Annotated in this window: 31 protein-coding genes and 7 pseudogenes; 18 read left to right on the top strand and 20 right to left on the bottom strand. The window is 58.9% G+C overall.

Annotated features, from left to right (window positions below; genetic code table 11):
* The 8 genes and pseudogenes from JCM13583_RS13715 to JCM13583_RS02960 form a co-directional block, all read left to right on the top strand.
* Window positions 1-256: pseudogene (locus JCM13583_RS13715) on the top strand (hypothetical protein); the annotation flags it as partial.
* Between the two features lie 37 nt (window positions 257-293).
* Window positions 294-443 (top strand): hydantoinase B/oxoprolinase family protein, encoded by a 150-nt coding sequence (locus tag JCM13583_RS11985; protein WP_162509303.1) that lies wholly within the window; start codon window positions 294-296, stop codon window positions 441-443.
* A complete protein-coding gene (locus JCM13583_RS02980) occupies window positions 386-682 on the top strand; it encodes a hydantoinase B/oxoprolinase family protein (RefSeq protein WP_075056649.1) in 297 nt (98 codons plus the stop codon). The genes JCM13583_RS11985 and JCM13583_RS02980 overlap by 58 nt, the downstream gene beginning before the upstream one ends.
* Entirely contained in the window at window positions 574-1284 is a 711-nt protein-coding gene (locus JCM13583_RS02975; protein WP_162509301.1) for a hydantoinase B/oxoprolinase family protein, read from the top strand. The genes JCM13583_RS02980 and JCM13583_RS02975 overlap by 109 nt, the downstream gene beginning before the upstream one ends.
* Before the next feature lie 181 nt (window positions 1285-1465).
* On the top strand, window positions 1466-1573 hold the full coding sequence (locus JCM13583_RS11980) for a hypothetical protein (protein WP_171823395.1): 108 nt from the start codon (window positions 1466-1468) through the stop codon (window positions 1571-1573).
* Window positions 1574-1851: 278 nt separating this feature from the next.
* Window positions 1852-2478 (top strand): M24 family metallopeptidase, encoded by a 627-nt coding sequence (locus tag JCM13583_RS02970; protein WP_171823394.1) that lies wholly within the window; start codon window positions 1852-1854, stop codon window positions 2476-2478.
* 2 nt (window positions 2479-2480) lie between these two features.
* Window positions 2481-2801 carry a M24 family metallopeptidase gene (locus JCM13583_RS02965; RefSeq protein WP_075056646.1) on the top strand — a complete coding sequence of 107 codons (321 nt, stop codon included), beginning with the start codon at window positions 2481-2483 and terminating at the stop codon, window positions 2799-2801.
* Window positions 2749-2916: a M24 family metallopeptidase gene (locus JCM13583_RS02960; RefSeq protein ID WP_162509297.1), complete on the top strand. Its 168-nt coding sequence runs from the start codon at window positions 2749-2751 to the stop codon at window positions 2914-2916. The genes JCM13583_RS02965 and JCM13583_RS02960 overlap by 53 nt, the downstream gene beginning before the upstream one ends.
* A gap of 8 nt (window positions 2917-2924) precedes the next feature.
* On the opposite strand, the gene JCM13583_RS02955 is transcribed toward JCM13583_RS02960, so the two are convergent.
* From JCM13583_RS02955 to JCM13583_RS02930, 6 genes and pseudogenes are all read right to left on the bottom strand, one after another.
* On the bottom strand, window positions 2925-3821 hold the full coding sequence (locus JCM13583_RS02955; RefSeq protein WP_162509296.1) for an MFS transporter: 897 nt from the start codon (window positions 3819-3821) through the stop codon (window positions 2925-2927).
* Between the two features lie 395 nt (window positions 3822-4216).
* Window positions 4217-4807, bottom strand: a complete 591-nt coding sequence (locus JCM13583_RS02950) for a winged helix-turn-helix transcriptional regulator (RefSeq protein WP_075056644.1) — start codon at window positions 4805-4807, stop codon at window positions 4217-4219.
* A 48-nt stretch (window positions 4808-4855) separates the two neighbouring features.
* A complete protein-coding gene (locus tag JCM13583_RS02945; RefSeq protein ID WP_075056643.1) occupies window positions 4856-5116 on the bottom strand; it encodes a winged helix-turn-helix transcriptional regulator in 261 nt (86 codons plus the stop codon).
* A 90-nt stretch (window positions 5117-5206) separates the two neighbouring features.
* On the bottom strand, window positions 5207-5737 hold the full coding sequence (locus JCM13583_RS02940) for a hypothetical protein (protein ID WP_075056642.1): 531 nt from the start codon (window positions 5735-5737) through the stop codon (window positions 5207-5209).
* Window positions 5738-5797: 60 nt separating this feature from the next.
* A pseudogene (locus tag JCM13583_RS02935) lies at window positions 5798-7252 on the bottom strand (MFS transporter).
* Window positions 7253-7313: 61 nt separating this feature from the next.
* Window positions 7314-7691 (bottom strand): hypothetical protein, encoded by a 378-nt coding sequence (locus JCM13583_RS02930; RefSeq protein ID WP_075056641.1) that lies wholly within the window; start codon window positions 7689-7691, stop codon window positions 7314-7316.
* 131 nt (window positions 7692-7822) lie between these two features.
* On the opposite strand from JCM13583_RS02930, the gene JCM13583_RS02925 reads away from it, so the two are divergent.
* The 3 genes and pseudogenes from JCM13583_RS02925 to JCM13583_RS02915 all read left to right on the top strand — a co-directional run bounded on the left by JCM13583_RS02925 (window position 7823) and on the right by JCM13583_RS02915 (window position 9468).
* Window positions 7823-8548, top strand: a complete 726-nt coding sequence (locus JCM13583_RS02925; RefSeq protein WP_075056640.1) for an ABC transporter ATP-binding protein — start codon at window positions 7823-7825, stop codon at window positions 8546-8548.
* Window positions 8549-8565: 17 nt separating this feature from the next.
* The gene (locus JCM13583_RS02920; protein WP_075056639.1) at window positions 8566-8757 is read left to right on the top strand and encodes a hypothetical protein; all 192 of its coding nucleotides are present in this window, start codon (window positions 8566-8568) and stop codon (window positions 8755-8757) included.
* Window positions 8729-9468, top strand: a pseudogene (locus JCM13583_RS02915) (ABC transporter permease). Before JCM13583_RS02920 ends, JCM13583_RS02915 begins: the two are co-directional and overlap by 29 nt.
* Window position 9469: 1 nt before the next feature.
* Here JCM13583_RS02915 and JCM13583_RS11975 read toward each other — a convergent pair.
* The 5 genes from JCM13583_RS11975 to JCM13583_RS11955 form a co-directional block, all read right to left on the bottom strand.
* Window positions 9470-9718 carry a hypothetical protein gene (locus JCM13583_RS11975; protein WP_171823393.1) on the bottom strand — a complete coding sequence of 83 codons (249 nt, stop codon included), beginning with the start codon at window positions 9716-9718 and terminating at the stop codon, window positions 9470-9472.
* Window positions 9719-9784: 66 nt separating this feature from the next.
* Window positions 9785-9955, bottom strand: coding sequence for an AMP-binding protein (locus JCM13583_RS11970; RefSeq protein WP_171823392.1), 171 nt, complete (start codon window positions 9953-9955; stop codon window positions 9785-9787).
* On the bottom strand, window positions 9900-10325 hold the full coding sequence (locus JCM13583_RS11965; protein ID WP_171823391.1) for an AMP-binding protein: 426 nt from the start codon (window positions 10323-10325) through the stop codon (window positions 9900-9902). Before JCM13583_RS11965 ends, JCM13583_RS11970 begins: the two co-directional genes overlap by 56 nt.
* Before the next feature lie 11 nt (window positions 10326-10336).
* Window positions 10337-10828, bottom strand: coding sequence for an AMP-binding protein (locus JCM13583_RS11960; RefSeq protein ID WP_171823390.1), 492 nt, complete (start codon window positions 10826-10828; stop codon window positions 10337-10339).
* Window positions 10804-11154, bottom strand: coding sequence for an AMP-binding protein (locus JCM13583_RS11955; protein ID WP_162509289.1), 351 nt, complete (start codon window positions 11152-11154; stop codon window positions 10804-10806). The genes JCM13583_RS11960 and JCM13583_RS11955 overlap by 25 nt, the downstream gene beginning before the upstream one ends.
* A gap of 78 nt (window positions 11155-11232) precedes the next feature.
* Here JCM13583_RS11955 and JCM13583_RS02905 point away from each other — a divergent pair, with 78 nt between their 5' ends.
* The 7 genes and pseudogenes from JCM13583_RS02905 (at window position 11233) to JCM13583_RS02870 (ending at window position 14758) form a co-directional block, all read left to right on the top strand.
* A complete protein-coding gene (locus JCM13583_RS02905) occupies window positions 11233-11769 on the top strand; it encodes a hypothetical protein (protein ID WP_075056638.1) in 537 nt (178 codons plus the stop codon).
* Window positions 11733-11945, top strand: a complete 213-nt coding sequence (locus JCM13583_RS13710; RefSeq protein ID WP_075056637.1) for a hypothetical protein — start codon at window positions 11733-11735, stop codon at window positions 11943-11945. Before JCM13583_RS02905 ends, JCM13583_RS13710 begins: the two co-directional genes overlap by 37 nt.
* A pseudogene (locus JCM13583_RS02895) lies at window positions 11942-12722 on the top strand (phenylalanine--tRNA ligase subunit alpha). The gene JCM13583_RS13710 and the pseudogene JCM13583_RS02895 overlap by 4 nt, the downstream one beginning before the upstream one ends.
* Window positions 12723-12820: 98 nt before the next feature.
* A complete protein-coding gene (locus tag JCM13583_RS02885) occupies window positions 12821-13345 on the top strand; it encodes a hypothetical protein (protein WP_162509288.1) in 525 nt (174 codons plus the stop codon).
* A 31-nt stretch (window positions 13346-13376) separates the two neighbouring features.
* Window positions 13377-13976, top strand: a complete 600-nt coding sequence (locus JCM13583_RS02880; RefSeq protein ID WP_162509287.1) for a hypothetical protein — start codon at window positions 13377-13379, stop codon at window positions 13974-13976.
* Between the two features lie 14 nt (window positions 13977-13990).
* Window positions 13991-14176, top strand: coding sequence for a hypothetical protein (locus JCM13583_RS02875; RefSeq protein WP_075056633.1), 186 nt, complete (start codon window positions 13991-13993; stop codon window positions 14174-14176).
* A gap of 42 nt (window positions 14177-14218) precedes the next feature.
* Window positions 14219-14758, top strand: a complete 540-nt coding sequence (locus JCM13583_RS02870; protein WP_075056632.1) for a hypothetical protein — start codon at window positions 14219-14221, stop codon at window positions 14756-14758.
* Here the strand turns inward: JCM13583_RS02870 and JCM13583_RS11950 are convergent.
* From JCM13583_RS11950 to JCM13583_RS13705, 9 genes and pseudogenes are all read right to left on the bottom strand, one after another.
* Window positions 14755-14814: pseudogene (locus JCM13583_RS11950) on the bottom strand (hypothetical protein); the annotation flags it as partial. The gene JCM13583_RS02870 and the pseudogene JCM13583_RS11950 sit on opposite strands and share 4 nt — an antisense overlap.
* The gene (locus JCM13583_RS02865) at window positions 14811-15128 is read right to left on the bottom strand and encodes a hypothetical protein (protein WP_075056631.1); all 318 of its coding nucleotides are present in this window, start codon (window positions 15126-15128) and stop codon (window positions 14811-14813) included. The gene JCM13583_RS02865 and the pseudogene JCM13583_RS11950, both read right to left, overlap by 4 nt.
* A 4-nt stretch (window positions 15129-15132) precedes the next feature.
* On the bottom strand, window positions 15133-15741 hold the full coding sequence (locus tag JCM13583_RS02860; protein WP_171823389.1) for an FAD-binding oxidoreductase: 609 nt from the start codon (window positions 15739-15741) through the stop codon (window positions 15133-15135).
* A gap of 25 nt (window positions 15742-15766) precedes the next feature.
* Window positions 15767-15913 (bottom strand): FAD-binding protein, encoded by a 147-nt coding sequence (locus tag JCM13583_RS02855; protein ID WP_162509285.1) that lies wholly within the window; start codon window positions 15911-15913, stop codon window positions 15767-15769.
* Entirely contained in the window at window positions 15861-16178 is a 318-nt protein-coding gene (locus tag JCM13583_RS02850; RefSeq protein ID WP_075056629.1) for an FAD-binding protein, read from the bottom strand. Before JCM13583_RS02850 ends, JCM13583_RS02855 begins: the two co-directional genes overlap by 53 nt.
* 45 nt (window positions 16179-16223) lie before the next feature.
* Window positions 16224-17245: pseudogene (locus JCM13583_RS02845) on the bottom strand (pyruvate synthase).
* A 6-nt stretch (window positions 17246-17251) separates the two neighbouring features.
* A pseudogene (locus JCM13583_RS02840) lies at window positions 17252-18483 on the bottom strand (pyruvate ferredoxin oxidoreductase).
* The gene (locus tag JCM13583_RS11945) at window positions 18483-18779 is read right to left on the bottom strand and encodes a 4Fe-4S binding protein (RefSeq protein WP_171823388.1); all 297 of its coding nucleotides are present in this window, start codon (window positions 18777-18779) and stop codon (window positions 18483-18485) included. The pseudogene JCM13583_RS02840 and the gene JCM13583_RS11945 overlap by 1 nt, the downstream one beginning before the upstream one ends.
* A complete protein-coding gene (locus JCM13583_RS13705; RefSeq protein ID WP_171823387.1) occupies window positions 18668-19306 on the bottom strand; it encodes a hypothetical protein in 639 nt (212 codons plus the stop codon). Before JCM13583_RS13705 ends, JCM13583_RS11945 begins: the two co-directional genes overlap by 112 nt.
* Window positions 19307-19350: the final 44 nt, after the last annotated feature.

Below are 19350 nucleotides of genomic sequence, written 5' to 3'. Positions count from 1 at the left end.
CAGGGGGGGGACACCCAACTACTTTGTGGTTTCAGGCAGCGTGAACATGAGGGGGGGGAGGAGGATAGGCGGCCTGACTCTGAGGAGGGGGGGCGACGTGGTCAGCATAAGGACAGGCAGTGGGGGGGGCGCATGGGGGGGGCCCGCCCAAGAGAGGCCCAGGCCACTGATAGAGAGAGACCTCCAGTGGGGGGGGTACATAGATGCAGAGACAGCAGAGAAGTGGGGGGGGCTCGCATTGACCATTCGACCTTGAGCTCTTCACCGGTTCGCTCACCTCGATCTCTGACGAGATGTTCCAGACAACAATGAGGTCTGCCAGGAGCACAGTCATATACGATGTCCTGGACTACTCCAACGCCATAACGGACAGTGGGGGGGAAACGTGGTTGCCCTATCATGCGGCATACCGCTGTTCACCGGCGTGTTCGACCTCATGGTGAGGGCAGTAGTTAAGCGGATCCGCATGGAGGAGGGCGATGTTGTGATGACGAACGACCCATACCTCACGGGCACCCACCTGAACGACATGGGCTTCGTCATGCCAGTGTTCGATGACGGCCTGGTAGCGTTCTGCGTCTGCAAGGGGGGGCACCTGAACGATATTGGCGGCAACTCAGTGGGCAGCTGGAGCCTGATAACAGGGAGGTCTACCAGGAGGGCATCCAGGTACCACCTGTGAAGGTGGTGAGGGGGGGAGGCGAGGTGGACAGCGATATAATAGGCATGGTGGTTGAGAACAGCAGGGTGCCGGATGTGGTTGAGGGTGACATAATGGCCATGATAGCGTCCCTCAGGAAGGGTGCCTCCAGGCTTTCGGGTCTCCTGAGATCGAAGGGCTTCGAGTTCGGGCCCATGTCCTCGGAGGTAATGAGGAGGTCGGAGGAAATGGCCAGGCAGAGGATCGCCACATTCCCGCAGGGCACTTACACATCCAGGGAGGTGCTGGACAACGGCATGGAGTTCGGCTGCACGGTTAGGATAAGGCCTGGAGGGGGGGAGCCGAGGGTGGAGGTGGAGTTCACCGGCGTCCCGCCGCAGGTGATGGAATCGATAAACACGACCCTCCCGGGCGCTGTCTCCGCAGCCAGGTCGGTCTACGTGGCGGTGGTCGACCCCCACGCGGACTACAACCAGGGGGGGCTGGTGAGGCCCCTGGACATAAGGGTGCCGCGCTCGACCATACTGAGCGCGGAGAAGCCAGCTCCCGTCGGCGTCTACTGGGAGACAACAACCTATGCTGCGGACGCTGTCTGGAAGGCCCTGGCCCCCGGTATTCCCTGACAGGCTCTCCATGGGCCACTTCCTCAGCGTTGCTGCAGATATAGTGGCCGGCAGGGACGTCAACGGGAAGGGTTTCGTCCTGGTGGAGCCTAACCCGGGTGGCTGGGGGGGGTGCCACAGAGAGCGGTGATGGCGAGAGCGCCTGGTCTCACTGGCTGACGGTGAGACGTACTGCTCTTCGGTGGAGGTGATCGAGAGGAACTACCCGATAAGGGTGGAGGAGTTCTCGCTTAACGTTAAGGACGGGTCAGGGAGGGGGGGAAAGTACAGGGGGGTGGCTTCGGCATAAGGAAGGTGTACAGGGTGCTCGTTCCGGCATTCTTCACCGCTGCCATGAACAGGTCCCTGCACCCGCCGTGGGGGGGAACCCGGGGGGGGAGGGGGGGACGCCGAACTACGTCGTTATAGGGGGGGGAAAGAAGTTGGCGAATGTGTCGGCTATCCCCTCGGAAAAGGCGAGACGGTGGAGATAGTCACCGGTGGCGGGGGGGGAGGCTACGGGAACGAGGAAGAGAGGCCGGAAGAGTTGAAGGAGAGGGACGCGCTTTACGGTTACAGGTGATTGTTATGGACCACTCAGCACGCTTGAGGCGGCTCAAGGACAGGCTAGACGGCTCATGCGCGGTTATCACTGACCCAATGGACATATACTACTTCACCGGCCGTTACATGGAGGGCATGGAGCGCCTGGTGGCCCTCGTCGTCTCTGAAGAACCACTGCTCGTCGTCCCATCCCTCCACGACGGTGAGACACGCGACCTGGGCATGGAGAGGATCGTATGGCACGACGGCCAGGACCCGTTCAGGATGGTGGCGGAGAGGGTCAGGGGCAGGCCAGTCCTGGTACAGGGGGGGAAGATACCTTACTCGCATGTGGTGAGGCTCGGCCTGAGGCCTGAGGGCCTGGTGGACGACATTGTGAGTGAAATGCGCTCCGTGAAGGACAGTGAGGAGCTTGAGGCCATGTCCATGGCTGTATCCATAGCGGAGAGGTCGTTCAGAGACCTCCTAGACCACATCCAGGAGGGCATGACGGAGGCGGACCTGGCCAGGTACCTGGAGGACAGGTTCAGGGCGAACGGTGCGGACGGGCCGTCGTTCAGCACCATAGTGTGTTTCGGTGAGAACGCAGCAAACCCCCCCCACCACAGGCCGGGGGGGAACAGGCGGCTGAAGAGGGGGGGGAGTGCATAGTCGTGGACTTCGGCTGCAGGTACAGGGGGGGCTACGCTTCAGACACGACCAGGACGCTCTACACAGGAAAGCCCGATGACATGTTCTACTCCTCGTACCTTGCGGTCATGGAGGCGCAGTCGGTAGGCGTGTCGTCGGTGTCACCGGAGAGGACAGGGAGCCAGGTGGACAGCCTTACCAGGAACGCCATTGAGAGATACGGCCTTGGTAGGTACTTCATACACAGGACAGGCCACGGGATAGGCCTGGAGGTGCACGAGGCCCCCGTACCTGGACAGCAACAACACGCAGTACCTGAGGCCGGGCAACGTTGTGACCGTTGAGCCGGGCGTTTACGTGCAGGACAGGTTCGGCATAAGGATAGAGGACATGGTCCTCGTCACCGAGAGAGGGCAGAGGGACCTGAACCGCCTCACCCACGACCTGGTCCTGGTGTGAGGGGGGGTTCACTGCTGGGGGGGTGCTGCCGCTGCGTCCGACACGGCACCCCTCCTCTCCCTGCCGTGGAAGAACAGGTAATAGAGGATAGGGTCAAGGAGCGACACGGTTCCTGCTGTCAGGAAGAGGGCAAGGTACATGCCAGATGCGAGGAGGACACTCCCGGCTGTGGTGGCAAAGCCGTAGGGCAGGCGCCTGGAAAGGCCGGTGAGGCTGCTGCCCCTGGACCTCTCCTCCGCCGCGAAGACAGTCATGGAGAAGTTCTGCCTTATGGGGAGAGCCATCTGGTAGAACCCGGTGCGGAGTATGTATATGGCCGCCGCTCCCATGGCGGGGAGAAAGGGTATGAAGACGAGGAGCACGCTGCCCAGTATCCTGAAGAGCACAACGCTGTTGATCATACCTATGCGCCTCTCGAAGTAGGGAGAGAAGTTCACAAGCACTGCGGCAGCGATGTAGGATATATCGAATATCACCGATATCTCGGGTGTTGAGAGGCTCTCCATCTTGAACCAGAGCGAGATGAGGGGTATCACCATGCCAAGGCCAACGCTGCCGAAGGCACCGCTGAGAGAGATGAAGAGTATGTTCCTGCCCGACTTCCTCGGTATGATATCCTGCCTTGTCGCCTTCTCCACCCTATCCCTCCTCTCTGTGAGGAAGAGGGAGAACAGAATGGAAACAGCGTTCAGTACCATCGCGACCAGGAAGAGGAGGTGGTAATAGTCGGGCACAACTGAGGAGACCACAGAGGAGAAGGCGGCACCTGCGACTGCAGCTATGGTGGCCAGGCTCGTCAGCCTTGAGTAGACGTTTGTCCTGTTCCTCTCCACACTCTCCGCAACCATTGCTGTCATGAGAGGTGCCACCGGCCCCCCCACCGGCCCCCCCACCTCCCATGGCACTGAAGGTCATGCCAAATATGGAAGAGAGGAAGACTATGGCGTGGTCAGTGGTGGTGAGGAGTATCAGGAAGAGGAAGAACGAGAGCGAGGACATCGCAATGTAGGTCTTCTTCCTGGAGATGAGGTCACCCAGGAAGCCAGAGAGGAGCACCAGCACGGAACTGGCCACGGTTGCCACCAGTGCGTAGAGGCCTATCTGCACCACACTGAACCCTATGTGCTTCAGGTAGAGTGGCAGGATGAAGCCACGAAGCCAAAGTAGAAGCTGCGCAGCACCCTGCCCAGGGCAATTATGGAGACGTTCCGGTTGAAGCCCTCAAAGAAGCTTGTGGCCATCGACCCTATGTTATTTTATATCAGTATTTATCCTCATCTGGTTTGTAAAAACCAGGGCCCTAGTTTTTCTCAGCCACACCCTTCAGGGCCTCCATGAGCGTGTCCGGGTACCTGACCGTCGTCTGGAAGTCCCTCACTGTGATGGAGAGCGCCACTTCTCGCATGCTTTCCACGAACCGCCCGGCCTCCATCACTCGCATGGTGTTCTCCGCCCAGGCGAGGAACAGGATCGTGTCATCGGAGAGGTACCTGAAGCCCATCATGCGGTCGCCGAGCTTTGATGCCACGCGGGTAATGACCTGGCTGGCCCTGCCAGGCATGACGGTGGCCTGCAAAATGAAGAGTGTGCCGTGGTCCACTGCCCTTGAGTCTATGGCCACCTCAATGGTGAAGCAGTTCCTGCTAATCAGGCCCCTCATTATCCTTGACACACTCTTGGTACTTATACCGGTGCGTTCGGATAACTCCCTCAGGCTCATCCTGTGGTTCTCCATGAGCCTGGAGAGCACCAGGCACTCCCTCCTGCTCAGCTGCACGGGCTCATGGTAGTGCCAAAGCTGGCTCTCAACCCTCACACCCAGTGACTCGACCTCCCTCACTGTTGCCTTTTCCTCCCCCCCAATCCTCGGCATCACCTCCATGATGGCCATCGGGGGGTGTCTGTGCAGTGTGCACACTGGATAGTGCTGGCACTGCATTCAGGTAATCCCAGGGCCTCTCCGCAACTTCCTTACTGTAACTGCACACAAGGTGCCCGAGGAGAGGCCGAACAGTGAGGGCATGGGCATAAGGTAGTTGCCCTTGAGTATCCCATTCTCCACCATGCGGGCGATCCTCTTCCTCACGGTCTGGACGGAGACACCGGTTGACCTGGAAACAGCGAAGTCTGAGAAGCTGAACTCCGTGTCGGAATTGGGCCACTGAAGGCGCCTGATGATCCTCCTGTCTATTTCGTCCAAATATGACCAACCGGCATATAATGGCCGAACACTGTAACAAACTTGGAGAAATATTTTTACATATCTGCTCCCATCGGGGCGGAGCACGCATCAGTGCCCCCCCAGCAGGGCGTCCAGGCGCTTGCTCAGGCTGTCCAGCCTCATGTTTATCTCCCTTATCTCTGACGATATTCTTGGTATCTGGCTCGTGAACGCATAGACCTCCTCGAACTCCTTCTGTATCCTGTCTATCCTCTCAATTATGCCCTCCAGCCTGTCCTGCGTTAGCTCGACACCGCCGGCCAGGATCTTCTGTTCGATCTGTATGTCTGCACCCTCCCCGTACAGCGACCTGACGTAGTCGGGGGGGAGTGTGCCTGTGCTCAGGGCCTCCCTGCACTGGTCCTGCGAGATCGTGTGCCTGGAGCCATCAGGCGCGATCACGGTTATGCTGACGCTCTCGCACCTTGGCCTCTCGAACAGGGCTATCTTCTCGTTCACCCTGCCCCCCCTGAGTTCGAAGTAGACGGAGAACGGGACCCTTCCCCCCCTCATCGAGGCAACCGTGTCGCGGAGCCTGAGCAGTGTGCTGTAAGACTTCGCCTCTATTATGCTGTCCCTTATGTTGCCCTGTTCCTCCATTTCGGTATTTAAATAAGCACCCATCTTTTAAATGTTTCAGCGTAACGTCTCTGTACGAAATCACCTCTTTCCAGTGCCCTCCGGTGTGCCCTGGGGGCACCTGGTGGCCATGCCCCCCCTCACGAAGGAGAATATGCCAGCTAAGGCCAAGATAGCGACGCTCGCTATGAACGCTGTCCGTATACCCACAAGGAACTGTGATGACACCGATCCGAGCCTGATGACGCCCAGGAAGACCTCGTACGCGACTGTCCTGCTGACAGTGAGCGAAGCAATCGATATGGAGAGGACGTAGCTTATTATCGTACCTATGTTTGAGAGTGTCCTCATGAGGCCTCCAGAAGAGCCGTAGAGCTCAGGTGGCGATGAGGACATTACCGCGCTGTTGTTGGACGGCCAGAACATGGCGGCACCGAAGCCGGTCACCAGTGAGCCTATGATGACCACGTAGTAGGGGGGGCTGCTGACCCTCAGCGTTATGTATACGAGGACGCCTATGGCCATGAGGATTATGCCTACCGTTGCCACCATTCTTGCGCCGACCCTGTCGGAGAGGCGCCCCCATGCGCGGCGCGAAGAGGCTCGCTATCACGTAACCGGGCACAAGGATCAGGGAGGAATCGAGTGGGGGGGAATAGCCCTTTATGCCCTGCAGGTACATTATCAGGAGAAAGACGACGGAGAGGTACCCGGTGGCCTGGAACAGCGTGGCCATGAGGGAGAAGGTCAGCGTCCTGACCCTGAAGGCCCTGGGGGGGTTGATGACGGGTCTCTGGGCCCTCTTCTCCTGGTACACGAAAGGCGCGATGAGGACGAGACCGAGGCTATGAGGCCAATGTTCAGCGCCCTGAAGCCATGGCCAGCAATGTACACAGCCCCCCATAAGCAACGGTGGAGAGGATCGCGGCCAGCAGGAGCATGCCCGCTATGTCTATCGATACCTTCCTCCTGGCCTGGCTCTTTATGACGCGCAGGCCTATGGCGAACCCGACCAGGCCTATGGGCACATTTATGTAGAATATGTACCGCCATCCTATGAACGTGGTGATTATACCGCCCAGGACAATCCCGAGGACACCGCCTATGTTCCACCCCCCCAGTGTCGTGAAGCCGAAGGCCCTCCCCCCCCTCACCTCCGGTTCGAAGGTGTCGGCCACGATGGCACTGGAGTTGGCCTGCATGAGGGAGGCCCCAACGGCCTGGATGGCCCTGAAGCCGAGGAGGTAATATATGTCAGGGGGGGAGGCGCCGCAGAGGGCCGACCCCCAGGATGAAAACCAGGAAGCCTGTGTTGAAGATCTTGGCACGCCCGTAGATGTCCCCAAGGCCTCCCAGCTGCGTGGTCATAACCGCTATGATCAGGAGGTAGATTATTATGACCCAGATCGTCAGGATCAGGGAGGAGTGCAGGTCATGGGTTATGGAAGGCAGGGCCAGGATCACTATTGTGGTATCGATGGCGGACATCAGTGTCCCGATGACGAGCGCGACGAGCACCAGGGAGCGCCTGTCCATGTGCCATTATCCTTTAGGGATATTTAAGTTGAAAGGATTCCTAAAACCTAGTACGTATAAATTACGTGTCGTGCCTCCCCCCCATCTTCGCCCTGTCACCGAGCTTTTTCGTGGCGTGTCTGGAGTAGAATATGCCGGCAAGCAGGCCTATGTAGTAGGCCACGAATATGAAGAGGAAGGTCTCGATGAGTGTGAAGTGGAACAGGCCGTCAAGGGCGAACACCACAGCGTAGAAGGCTGCGATGGAGGAAACCGATATTATGAACGAGTTCCTCCTTATCCTGCCAGTCGCCTGCAGCTCCGGGGGGGCGCTCTCAGGGCTGACCTCAATGTAGCCGAGGCCCCCCCAGCACTTCTCACATACGTCGAGGTGGTCCTCCTGGTCATGGACATAGCCTGTGCCGTGGCACACATCGCATGTCATCCTCATTCCAACCACCTCAGCACTGTATTCCTTCAGGGTATGTAAACTATTCCAAAAAGATATATAGGTTTCTATAAAGATGCGAGAGGGCCGTATCGGGCGCCCCCCCTGGCTAAGTTCATCTGCCACCAAGCAATGGCCTAAGGGTGGAGATAGAGACATTTTCCCTCTCGAAGACATACGATAACGGCAAGCAGGCCCTGAGGCCCATAGACATCTCCTTCAGGGGGCCCGGCATATTCTCAATAATAGGCCTGAACGGTGCCGGGAAGACCACCCTGGTCAGGATCCTGGCCACCCAGCTCACACCAACCAGCGGCACCGCTACTGTCGGCGGCTTCGACATACTCAGGGACACGCCAAGGGTGAGGGAGATCATAGCGTGCGTGCCACAGGAGGCCAGGGCAGTCCCCCCCTGGCTGACGCCGCTGCAGACCGTGTCCTCCTACCTCATGTGGAGGGGCTACACGTACAGGGAGAGCAGGCAGATGGCACTGGAAGCGCTGGGCAGGGTAGGCCTCAGTGATGAGGTAAGGGTGAAGAACAGGATGCTCTCCGGCGGGATGAAGCGCAAGGTGCTTGTTGCCTGCGCAATTGCTTCAGAAGCCGAGGTCCTCTTCCTTGATGAGCCCACAACGGGCCTTGACCACATATCCAGGAAGGACCTCTGGTCAATACTGAGGGACATATCCAGGGAGAGGACCATCGTGCTGACAACCCACTACCTGGACGAGGCTGAGAGCCTTTCCAGGAGCATTGCTGTCATGAGCCATGGCAGGCTCCTCGCGCTGGGGGGGAGCATGGACGATCTGAGGTCCATGATGAAGCACCCTGTCAGCATAAGGGTCTACGGGCCCCCCCGCCCGAGGTAACCCTGGAGAACGGCACGGTGGTGAGGATGGAGGACGGGGGGGAGCAGATCTTCACGGACGAAGGTACCGCCCAGGAATACGTGAGGGTGCTGATCTCAAGGGGGGGCACAAGGTTCTACATAAGCCCCGTCACGCTCAACGAGGTGTTCGAGAGCCTGGTGAGGGGGGGTGAGAGGGGGGGTGGAGAGGCACATAGTCCCGCAGATTAACGCATCCATCCTGGTCAACGCAGTGTACGCCATGGTCAATTACCCGGTGGTGCTTGTGAACACCCTCCTGGCGCCCTGTCCATGCTTGCGGTTGTCACCTTCGCCACACACGGTGGTCTCATAAGGGTCGCTTCTGAGGGAGCGCTCATCATGCTCATGGTCTCATCGGGCACATCACTGCAGGGCGACCTGTCACACCTGAAGAACGACATGAGGCTGCAGGACATGGTGGTCAGCTCTCCGACCTCTGCCCTCACCTATGTCTTCGGCATGGCCGTTTCCGAGATCGTATACTCGGTGCCATCCATCCTCGTCCTGGCTCTGATATCGTCCTTCTTCCTCCACCTGGGCCCGCTGCAGCTGCTCTTCTTCATACTCGACCTTGCCCTGGTGTTCACCTTTTCGATAACGCTCGGCTTCATGCTGTCCACCTTCTCATCAGACATAGTGCAGAGCTGGGCCTTCAGCAGGCTCATTCGCCCATACTCTCAACCCTTCCCCCCCCGGTGTACTACCCGATAACCTACATACCGTTCCCATTCAGGTACCTGGCATTCATATCGCCGACAACATACGCTGCTGCCATAGCCCAGAACCTGGCGGGCCTGAGGCAGTCACCTCTCCCCCCATATGGCTGACTGGACAGTGCTCGTGGCGGTCACGGCGGTCATGCTCTTCATAGGGGCCAAGAAATCAAAGTGGAGGGAGTAGCCTACCTGAGGGGGCGGTATCTCGAACTCACTCCCCCCTGCACGACCCTGGGCCCGCCGTACTCCATTTCCCTCAGCGCCTTCCTCCTTATCTTGCCCGATATAGTCTTGACAGGGTCAAGGCTGCTGACGAACTCGATCTTCCTGGGGTGCTTGTAAGGCGCTGTTTCCTGGGCAACGAACTCAGCCAGCTCCCTCGCCAGCTCGTAGCTGGGTTCGTAGCCTGGCTTAAGCACCACGAAGCACTTCACTATGGCCCCCCCGTATCTGGTCCGGAGAGGCAACTGCTGCGGACTCCGCCACTGAGGGGGGGTGTCTCAGGAGGGCGCTCTCCACCTCGAATGGGCTATCCTGTAGCCTGAGCTCTTTATGACATCGTCGCTCCTCCCCCCCACATACCAGAAGTAACCGTCAGCGTCCACATAAGCCCTGTCACCTGTGAAGTACCAGCCGTCGTGGAACGCCTGCCTGTTGTTCTCCTCCTCCATGTACCCGAGCATGAGGGGGCAGGGGCCTGCCCTCAGCGACCCGGATGGCTATGTTCCCCCCCTCGGTCATCGGTGGCAGCTCCCTGCCGGAATCATCAACCACTGCTATCCTGTAGAACGGCGATGCCACTCCCATGGAGCCATCCTTCACCTGCATGCCCGGGAAGTTCCCGATCTGCAGCGTTGTTTCTGTCTGTCCATAGCCGTCCCTGATGGTTATGCCGGTGGCATTCCTGAACCTCTCTATGACCTCCGGGTTCAGGGGCTCGCCCGCGCTCGCTGCTGACCTCAGGCTCGAGAGGTCGTACCTGGACAGGTCCTCGAGTATAAACATCCTCCAGACCGTGGGTGAGGCACATACAGACGTCACTCTGAGTTTCTCTATGACCCCCCCAGGTGGTCGGCAGCCCTGAACCTCCCCCCCGTGTAAGAGAAGCTGACTGTGGTGGCGGCCACGTTCCACGGCGCGTATATGCTGCTCCAGGCATGCTTTGCCCAGCCTGGTGAGCTTATGTTCCAGTGCACGTCACCCCCCCTGCCTATCCCGAGCCACATGGCAGTGGAATAGTGCCCCCCCAGGGCATAGCTCACCTGGCTGTGGGCCACCATCTTCGGGTGCCCTGTTGTGCCGGAGGTGAAGTATATGAGGGACACATCTGAGGGCCTTGTGGCCACCGGAGTGAAGGAGTGAGGCATTTTCCTCAGCCTGTCCACATCAATATCGTCTGGCACACTCACAACGTACCTGAGTTTGTGGCGTAAGCCTGCCAGTGCGCCCTGAACGCTGTCCTCAATTATGGCTCCAGATATGTTTCCCTTCGTTATCCTGTAATCTATGTCAGACGGCCTCAGTGAAGTGGCAGAGGGGGACACAGACACCTCCTGCCTTTATCACCCCCCCACAAAGGAGACCCAGAGCATGGCTGGTTGCCCAGCATGATCATTACCCTATCGCCCCCCCGCCCCCCCATGCCTCTGTCCTGCAGGTACCTGGCAAAGGCGCTTGACAGCTCCGAGATCTCCCTGAATGTGAACGCTGCAACCGCATTGCCGTCTGTGTGGATGAGCGCCACACGCTCCGGCTCCTCCTTCCCGAGCCTGTCGATCCAGTCTGTTCCCCCCCAGTTGTACTCCTGTGGTATGTCCTCCAGGTGCTCTTTCCTGAAGCGGGGCCACTCCATCTGTATACGTGGCAGCATGTGATCATATTGGATCTGGTGCACTAAAACGTTTCTCCGGACTGCTAATATATTTATTGGGGAAGCGATGCTCTAGGGATGCAGACCCTGCCGATCCTCAGCGCCAACGAGAGGAAGGTACTGAAGGCCATATACCGGGCCGGTGACGGCGTACTCGAGAGAGAACTCAGGGTGGAAGGGCTCGATGAGAGGGAAATAGCGAGCGCAGTATCTTACCTGGAGAGGAAGGGCATAGTGTCGACGGAGAGGGTGACCGAGACCAGGTACCAGCTTGGGCCTGAGGGCCTCAGATACCTGAGCGAAGGCCTCCCGGAGAGGAGGGCCATCGAGTTCATCTCTTCCAGGGGGGGTTCAGCGACACTCCAGGACCTCTTCTCAGAGCTCGGTGAACAGGAGGCCAGGATAGCCCTGGCCCAGCTGGCCAGGCTCGGCATCAGGCCTGTGGGGGGGGCAGGATATCCGCACCTGAGGCGGAAAGGGCCAGGGAGGAGGTGGAGAGGAGCGAGGAAGCGCTCAGGAGGCTGGCCTCATCGGGATACACCGGAGACCTGCCGGTGGGCCTGCAGAGGCGCGAGGGCGTGGTTCAGAGGAAGCAGACTTCCACCAGGAGAATAAAGGCCCTTGTCAGGGACCTGTCCCTGGTGGAGGGTGCCGAGGGCATAGGCGAGCTCACACATGAGGCCATAGTCTCGGGCTCGTGGAGGGAGAGGGGGGGATTCAGCCCATACGACCTGCACACAGAGGTGTCTGTGGGCTGGCACGGGGGGGCCGGCACCCTCTCTCTGAGATGATAGACGAGGTCAGGGAGATATTCCTGGAGATGGGGGGGTTCCAGGAGATGAAGGGCCATTACATCGAATCGGCCCTGTGGAACATGGACGCCCTCTTCATACCGCAGGACCACCCGGCCAGGGAGATGCAGGACACCTTCTACATTCAGGCATCGCAGGACATCGGGATAGAGCACCCCGAGATAGTGGATGTGGTGAAGAGGGTGCATGAGAGGGGGGGGTGGGGGGGGAGGTACGTGGGGGGGTGGAGGTACAGGTGGTCTGTAGGAGAGGCGAGGAAACTGCTCCTCAGGACGCACACAACGGTCACGACCATAAGGTACCTGTACGAGAACCCGGAACCGCCACTGGCCATATTCTCTGTGGAGAGGGTCTTCAGGCACGAGAGCGTTGACTGGAAGCACCTGGCCGAACTCCACCAGATAGAGGGTGCGGTGCACAGCAGAGAATCGTCTCTGTCCACGCTGAAATGGCTCATGCGTTACTTCTACTCACGCCTGGGCTTCAGGGAGATCAGGCTGGTACCCTCATACTATCCCTACACTGAGCCCAGCATGGACGTGATCGTGAAGGTGAACGGGAGGGAAGTGGAGCTCGGTGGCTCCGGTGTGTTCAGGCCGGAGGTGACGAGACCCCCCCTGGGGATAAGGGAACCTGTGATAGCCTGGGGGTCTGGGCCTCGAGAGGCTGGCCATGCTCTACTACGGCCTTGACGACATAAGGAAGATCTACCAGAGCGACCTCTCCTGGCTGATGACGTACAGGGTGAAGAAGTAGAGTGCAATATAAGGTATGAGTTACACTTCATGATACTGAAATCATCCATGCAGTGGTTCTTCATACACCTTTATTTATATTAACACCATCTCCGGATCATGAAGTTATCAAAGAGGGCAATCACTGCTCTTACAGTGGCGGTGCTTGCAGCACTACCTGTGATCGCAACCGCCGCCGTGATTGTTGATGCGCCGGTCACAGCGAACGTCGCAACGACGAGCAACCCCGTGTACCTCAACCTCGGTCCAGGGGGGGCGACAACAGCGGAGAAGCTGAACTTCCTGAGCGATGCCAGTGTCGGTTCACACTACTCAAACTACAGCTTCACGATCTCCTACGTGCCAGGCTCGGGATACACCATATTGACCAACGTCCTGGAGATTGTAAACAGCACGGGCACAAACGTTCCACTGTACGTATACCTGAACGGGACCTTACCCAGCGGTGTAAGCATATACTACAGTTCCAGCCCGATCACTTTCGATGGCAGCAGCCTGAGCGGCACTGAGCTGATGCCGGGCACGGCCATACATGTGACAACGCAGGACGTCTACCTGGCCTTCTGGATACAGGGCAGCTATGCGGGAGGCACCATAGACCTCAGCCTTCAGTGGTCTGAGTGATGGACCATGGCATCGGGGGGGCTCTGTCAGGTTGGTCGCAGTCTTGGCAGTTGCACTCCTGATGCTGCCAGCCCTAGCTACCGCGTCTGTCATAGTCTATTCTCCAGGAACCCTGGGGGGGATAACGCCACAGAAAGAGCCTGACATATTTCTGAATGACACCAGCGCGGCCTCAAAGATCGAGACAAACATATCCGAGTACAACTCATCCGCCTCAACGTTCCTGATCGGCCTCTTCACGCGTTTCACGCCATCACAGACCTTCAGCGATTTCATTTCAGTGAACGAGAGCGTGAATGTCAGGACATATATAGACGCAGTGAACTTTTCTGTGAACGGGTCCTCAATGGTGAGTGGCGTGTACCTGAACATAACAGGCATCAACCAGACCGTTTCTGCTGTGCATTACAGTAATGGGAAGGCAACATACAACTACACCGGAGTCCCGATAAGCAGTGGCCAGGGTGCGGAGCTCAACCTCTCCGTCTCACTCTTTCCAGGGAGAGGCTTCAGCATAGGGACAGCGGAATTCCAGTTTGACATAGTGGCTGTGGCCGATTCCCAGAGCGGTTACCCTGTTGCGGTGATCTCATACCCGGTGAGCGTCACCCTCCTCTACATATACCTCTGAGGTGAGGCTGCCTTTTGGTCGTCCTGCACCCCCCCACAGACCTTATAGCGTTCATACCGCAGTACATTGTGGCGAGCATTGCAGCATATTATATACTGACCTACACCATGCAGAGAATGGGGGGGACAGTGCTGCCAGGCTCCGGCAGCAGGGTGAGGCAAGCACTCTTGCGTCCTCTTTCGTGCTGCATGAGCCTGTAATATACGTGGACGAGGGGGGGCCAGAGGAGCAAGGCCACAGGAATGCTCGCCACTCCACTCCTCGCGAGGCCACAGGATGGGGGGGGTGAAGGAAGGGGAGCATATTCGCGCTTCCCCTACAGCCTTTACGCGCCTTTCCTCACGATCATATCCTGGCTAGGAATACTGTTCCTCCTGACGCCCCACAGGGACATCTTCATATTCCTGCCGCACCTGGACGCAGCCGCGGACACGGCCATAAGCGTGAGCATGGGCGTCCTCTACTTTGACGCGGCCGTGGGCGCAGTGGTATTCTTCACCGGCTTCAGGAGGAGGCGCATGGCACTGCTCATGGCCGCAGTCACCGTGTTGTTCTCCCTCTCGCTCCTCTCTCCATCAATGAGGTGGGTCCTGTCCGCAAGGCCACTGGACGCGGTGATAATATACATAACTGTCCTGGCAATGCTGCTCCTCATAACTGCACTTTCCTACCAGCTCAAGAGGAGGAGGAACGCTTTCCTGATGTCCTATGGGTCATCTGTCCTCGCCTATGTGCTCTCCATGGCCGTCATAGTCTATAACATAGTATCGGTGCTGCATTAGTCCAGGGCGAACTTTCCAGGGTTAAGTATGTTGTCAGGGTCGAAGAGCCTCTTTAGGCCCCCCTCATGATGTCAAGGTTCGCCTCCATGGATCTCGCTCGAAACTGCTCAACAAGCATGTCCTGCTTCAGGTAGCCTATCCCGTGCTCCCCCCCCGTTATCGAGCCGCCCAGATTGATAGCGAGTCTGTCTATTTCCCTGGCAGCCTCTCTTGCCCTCTCCCACTCCTCCCTGTTGTTGATGTCCGCGCCGATCTGCGGGTGCAGGTTCCCGTCACCCACGTGACCGCAGGTCGCTATGTACACTCCATACTTTTCCCGGATCCTCTCTATACCGTCCATGGCCTCCCTTATCCTGGACAGCGGCACCACTATGTCACCGTCGATGAAACCCGAGTAGAGCCTGCCCGGGGGCTGTGAAGGCGATCCTCCTCACCTCAAGGATCGCTTCCTCCTCCTCCCTGGTCTGCGCCTCCATCACCAGCTGTGGTCTGTGCCTCACCACAACCTCCATGAGCTTCTGCCTGGCCCTCTGCTCCGAACCCTGCAGGCAGTCCATGTCCACTATGAGCATGCCTCCGTCTGGAGCCGGGAAGTCCGTCTTTCTGACGGAGTTCGCGACCTCTATGCCGTGCCTGTCCGCATACTCCAGGATGAATGGGTTCACCCCCCCACTCCTCCTAATGTCCATGATGCACTCCGCAGCATCATCTATTGTGGAGAAGAATATGGCAAACCTCCTGAGCCTCTCCGGCAGAGGCATGATCTTGAGCCACGCCCTTGTGAAGACGCAGAGCGTTCCCTCGCTGCCTATGAGGAGGCCGAGGATGTTGAAGCCCGCCCTGTTCTTGTAGGTCTCCTCGCCGAACCTCGTCACAGTGCCGTCGGAGAGCACAGCCTCAACCTTGAGGACCCAGTCCTTGACCACGCCGAACCTGGCACACCTCATGCCCCCCCCGGAGTTCTCCGATATGGCACCTCCCACCGTTGCAACGCGAACGCTTGACGGGTCAGGGGGGGAAGAAGTAGCCGTGCCTCCTGCACTCCGCGTCCACCTCCTGCAGTGTTGCGCCTGCACCGGCCTCAACGAGGCCGTCCTCGACCCTAACCACTATGTCGTGCAGCCTCTTCATGTCCAGGACGATGCCGCCCTTCACTGGGACAACGGCGCCGGTGGGGGCTCGAACCCCCCCCGCCTCTGGGCACCACCGGTACCCTGAGGCGCCTTGCGACCCTTATGATGCCGGACACCTCCTCCACAGACCCTGGAAATACCACGGCCAGGGGGGGCCTGTGTGAACCGGAATCTATGGAACCCCCCCTGGTGTAAGGGATGAGCTCCGGGCCGTCCGTTAAAACGTTCTCCTCGCCAACGATGGCGGCCAGCTCACCGGCAAGCGAGGATGCAGATATCTCCTCCATAAAATACAAAACTGTATTATGGGTAAATAATTTGTTACCCCCCCCTCAGTCGGCCACCTTCAGGTCTCCGCGGAACGGAACCACTCCAGGTATTTCCCAGTCCTCCCACATCTCATCGACCATGGACTGCACGTACTCGTAGTCCTCTTCGGTGAAGTGCGAGAATCTGCCCTGCTTCTCCAGGTACTCCCTCACAGGTACCCTCTTCTTCCTGGCGTCGTAGGTGTAGTAGACCTTGCCGTTTATTATCTCGTAGTCGGGGAATATGCCGGTCTTGACAGCAAGTTCGCCTATCAGGCCCGTGTACCTCGGGTGGTAGTCCCAGCCCTTCGTGCACGGGTCGATGGTATGTATCAGTGTGGGCCCCCCCCAGCGGCCAGTGCCTTCCTGACCTTGTTCAGGTAATCACCCGCAGGGTATGTTGCGCATGCGGTGGCCAGGTACCTGACGTTGGGATGCCCGGCAGCCATCATGCCTATGACGTTCTTCTTCCACCTCTTCTGCATTATCCTGTGCACGCTCCCTGTCGGTGTAAATGTGGTCTGTGCACCCCCCCATGTGGTGAGGCCGGTGGCCTGTATGTCCGTGTTCGCGGCAGACTCGTTGTCGTAGATGATTATGAGGAGGTCGTAGTCTGTCTGCAGCGCACCCGAGATCGCTCCCAGGCCCATGTCACCGCCACCGAGGTCACCGCAGAAGGCTATCACGTGCGGTATGTCTTTCTTCAGCTTGCCCTTGTTCTTAAGTGCCCTGAGGCCCGCCGCCATGCCGACAGCGGACGAACCCCCCCCGGCACCCAGCTGGGTGTGCATCCATGGTACCGCCCAGGGTGTGGACATGTAGGAGGTGTTCGCAACGTACATGCATCCAGTTGCCCCCCCGGTCACGACCGTGTTGGGTCCGGAAGCCTTTGCGAAAGAGCGCATGACCAGGGCGCTCTCGCACCCCCCCTGGCACGTCCTGTGGCCCGAGGTGTAGTACTCTTCAAGGTCTATGTCGTGCACTCCCCCCCTGTATACCTTCGCCCTCCTCTCCAGCTCTTCCTTCGTCAGTTCTTCCTCAACCATCACACATCACTCCCTCACGCCTATCCAGGTGACGACCTGCTCCGTCTCGTCACCCTTCGCGTGGCTCACAATATCGATCATCCTCATGCAGTCCTCTATACTCGTGTCTCTGGCACCGAGGCCGCTTATGAAGTTCAGGATGTTTGGCCTGCTGCTGCTCCTGTACATGCAAGACCTGATCTCGTGGAACAGGACACCGCCCAGGTCAGGAGTGCCTATGGCGAAGTCCCTGTCGATTACGCCTATGCCCCCCCTGAACCTGGAGAGCGCCTTCCTCAGTTCCTCTGTGGGGGAAGGGCCTTAGCCAGTGCAGGCTTATGTACCCCCCCGCTTTCACGCCCTTCCTCCTCATCTCCTTCACCGCCGCCTTGGCGGGCATCGCAATGGAGCCCATCCCGATCAGCACGAAGTCCGCATCCGCCGTCATGAACTCCTCGAAGAAGGGGGGGTTCTCGTAGTGGGTGCCGAATATCTCGTTGAACTCCCTGTAGGCCCTGTATATGACGCCCTTGGCCCTCTTGCCCGCCTCGTAGTTCTGCCTCCTTATCTCCATGACCCAGTCCTCGTTGCCTGCGGCGCGATCGAGACTGGGTTGTCCGGGTCGAGCTTGACCTTCGGGTTGTACGGCGGCAGGAACTGGTCCACTGCCTCCTTGGTAGGTATCTTCACCATGTGCTGGGAGTGCGTCAGGAAGGCGCCGTCAAGCGACACGGCTGTGGGCATCATGACCGCGGGGGTCTTCCGCGATCCTGTAGGCCAGCAGAGTCGTGTCAAGGGCCTGCTGTGCGGTGTCGACCCACACCAGGTTCCAGCCCACGTCCCTGAGCATCAGGGCATCGTTGTGCTCCACACCGAAGGCACCAGGGTCGTCCAGGGCCCTGTTACCGCACATTGCGACCAGGGGGAGCCTGTCAGTTGCAGTGGCCACCAGCGCCTCGGTGGCGTACATCCAGCCTGTGCCACTGCTGCCCACGAAGGCCCTTGCACCCACTGAAACAGCGTGCTTGCCGATCTCAAACTGGGAGTGCTCCCCCGTCCGCTATTATGTACTCAGCGTAGAACTCGCCGTCTGCAATGAACTTGGATATCTGGTCCATGACCTCCGTGTACGGCCTTATTGGGTAGGCCGCCACCACGTCCACATCGGCGAGCCTGACCGCATGTGAAACGGCCTGGCAGCCGTTGAGCAGCTCCTCCCTCTCGTAAGCGCTCTTAACACTAACGCTCTCCACAGCCATCACCTCACCTTCGCCGGTACCTTCTTGCCCTTCTCAACCCTCATGCCCATGCCCGTCACGTATGAGGGCACGACCCTCTCGTCCCCCTTCTTGCTCTCCACCCACTCTATGTAGCCCTTCGGGTCCTTCCTGTACATCTCCCACGGGCTGTCGTAGCTGTCGAAGCGGTTCTCGTCCACCATCACTATGCACTCCTCCACCGGGCATGCCTCGGCGCACCTGCCGCAGCCCGTGCAGTATTCATAGTGCGGGTCGTAGTAGCCCTCTGGGGTGACATCAAAGACCTCATCAGGCACTCGTACCAGCAGAGCGTGCACTTGGTGCACAGGTCGAACCGGATCACTGGCCTCTGCGTCTTGCTCGTCCCCCCCTCTTGAAGTGCGGGTTCCTCGGGGGTACCCCCCCTGGGCCCCCCCTTCCTGAACTGCCCCCCCTTGACTCCCTCGACCACGACGCCCTCCTGGAACTCAGTCCACTTTGGCAGTACAGGCTTCTGGTATGGCCATACGATCCCTTCTCCAGGCCTGACATCCCTGAGCCTGAGCTCCTCATAGGCCTTCTTCGCCATGGCCGCCTTCTCCTTCCCGTACTTCTTCTCCACGTACTCCAGCACATGGTCTATGTCAACCGCATCCGGGTCTGCCCTGGCCACAGCACCGAGGACCCTGACGTCCGTGCCGTCGTCCCTGTAGTACCAGAGGCCTGAGAAGCTGGCCTCGCCCGGGAGTATGCCGATCCTGTAGGCGAAGTCCTTCTTCTCCAGGTGAGAGAGGATATCATCGAAGGTGCGGTTGCTCACGAAGACCTGCACGGCATTGGCCACAAGCCTATCGTTGACTGGCCTGATGCCGTACCACGCCCAGGCTC

This window comes from Thermogymnomonas acidicola JCM 13583 (assembly GCF_001316105.1).
Classification (GTDB): domain Archaea; phylum Thermoplasmatota; class Thermoplasmata; order Thermoplasmatales; family Thermoplasmataceae; genus Thermogymnomonas; species Thermogymnomonas acidicola.
This window is presented reverse-complemented; position numbering and strand designations above follow the sequence as displayed.

Bases quoted from the DNA above. Each gene is read 5' to 3' on its own strand.
- JCM13583_RS11985 (WP_162509303.1), top strand. From the start codon at position 294: ATGTTCCAGACAACAATGAGGTCTGCCAGGAGCACAGTCATATACGAT.
- JCM13583_RS02970 (WP_171823394.1), top strand. From the start codon at position 1,852: ATGGACCACTCAGCACGCTTGAGGCGGCTCAAGGACAGGCTAGACGGC.
- JCM13583_RS02950 (WP_075056644.1), bottom strand. From the start codon at position 4,807: ATGGCCATCATGGAGGTGATGCCGAGGATTGGGGGGGAGGAAAAGGCA.
- JCM13583_RS02940 (WP_075056642.1), bottom strand. From the start codon at position 5,737: ATGGAGGAACAGGGCAACATAAGGGACAGCATAATAGAGGCGAAGTCT.
- JCM13583_RS11970 (WP_171823392.1), bottom strand. From the start codon at position 9,955: ATGGAGGAGGAGAACAACAGGCAGGCGTTCCACGACGGCTGGTACTTC.
- JCM13583_RS11955 (WP_162509289.1), bottom strand. From the start codon at position 11,154: ATGCTGCCACGTATACAGATGGAGTGGCCCCGCTTCAGGAAAGAGCAC.
- JCM13583_RS02905 (WP_075056638.1), top strand. From the start codon at position 11,233: ATGCAGACCCTGCCGATCCTCAGCGCCAACGAGAGGAAGGTACTGAAG.
- JCM13583_RS02885 (WP_162509288.1), top strand. From the start codon at position 12,821: ATGAAGTTATCAAAGAGGGCAATCACTGCTCTTACAGTGGCGGTGCTT.
- JCM13583_RS02870 (WP_075056632.1), top strand. From the start codon at position 14,219: ATGCTCGCCACTCCACTCCTCGCGAGGCCACAGGATGGGGGGGGTGAA.
- JCM13583_RS02850 (WP_075056629.1), bottom strand. From the start codon at position 16,178: ATGGAGGAGATATCTGCATCCTCGCTTGCCGGTGAGCTGGCCGCCATC.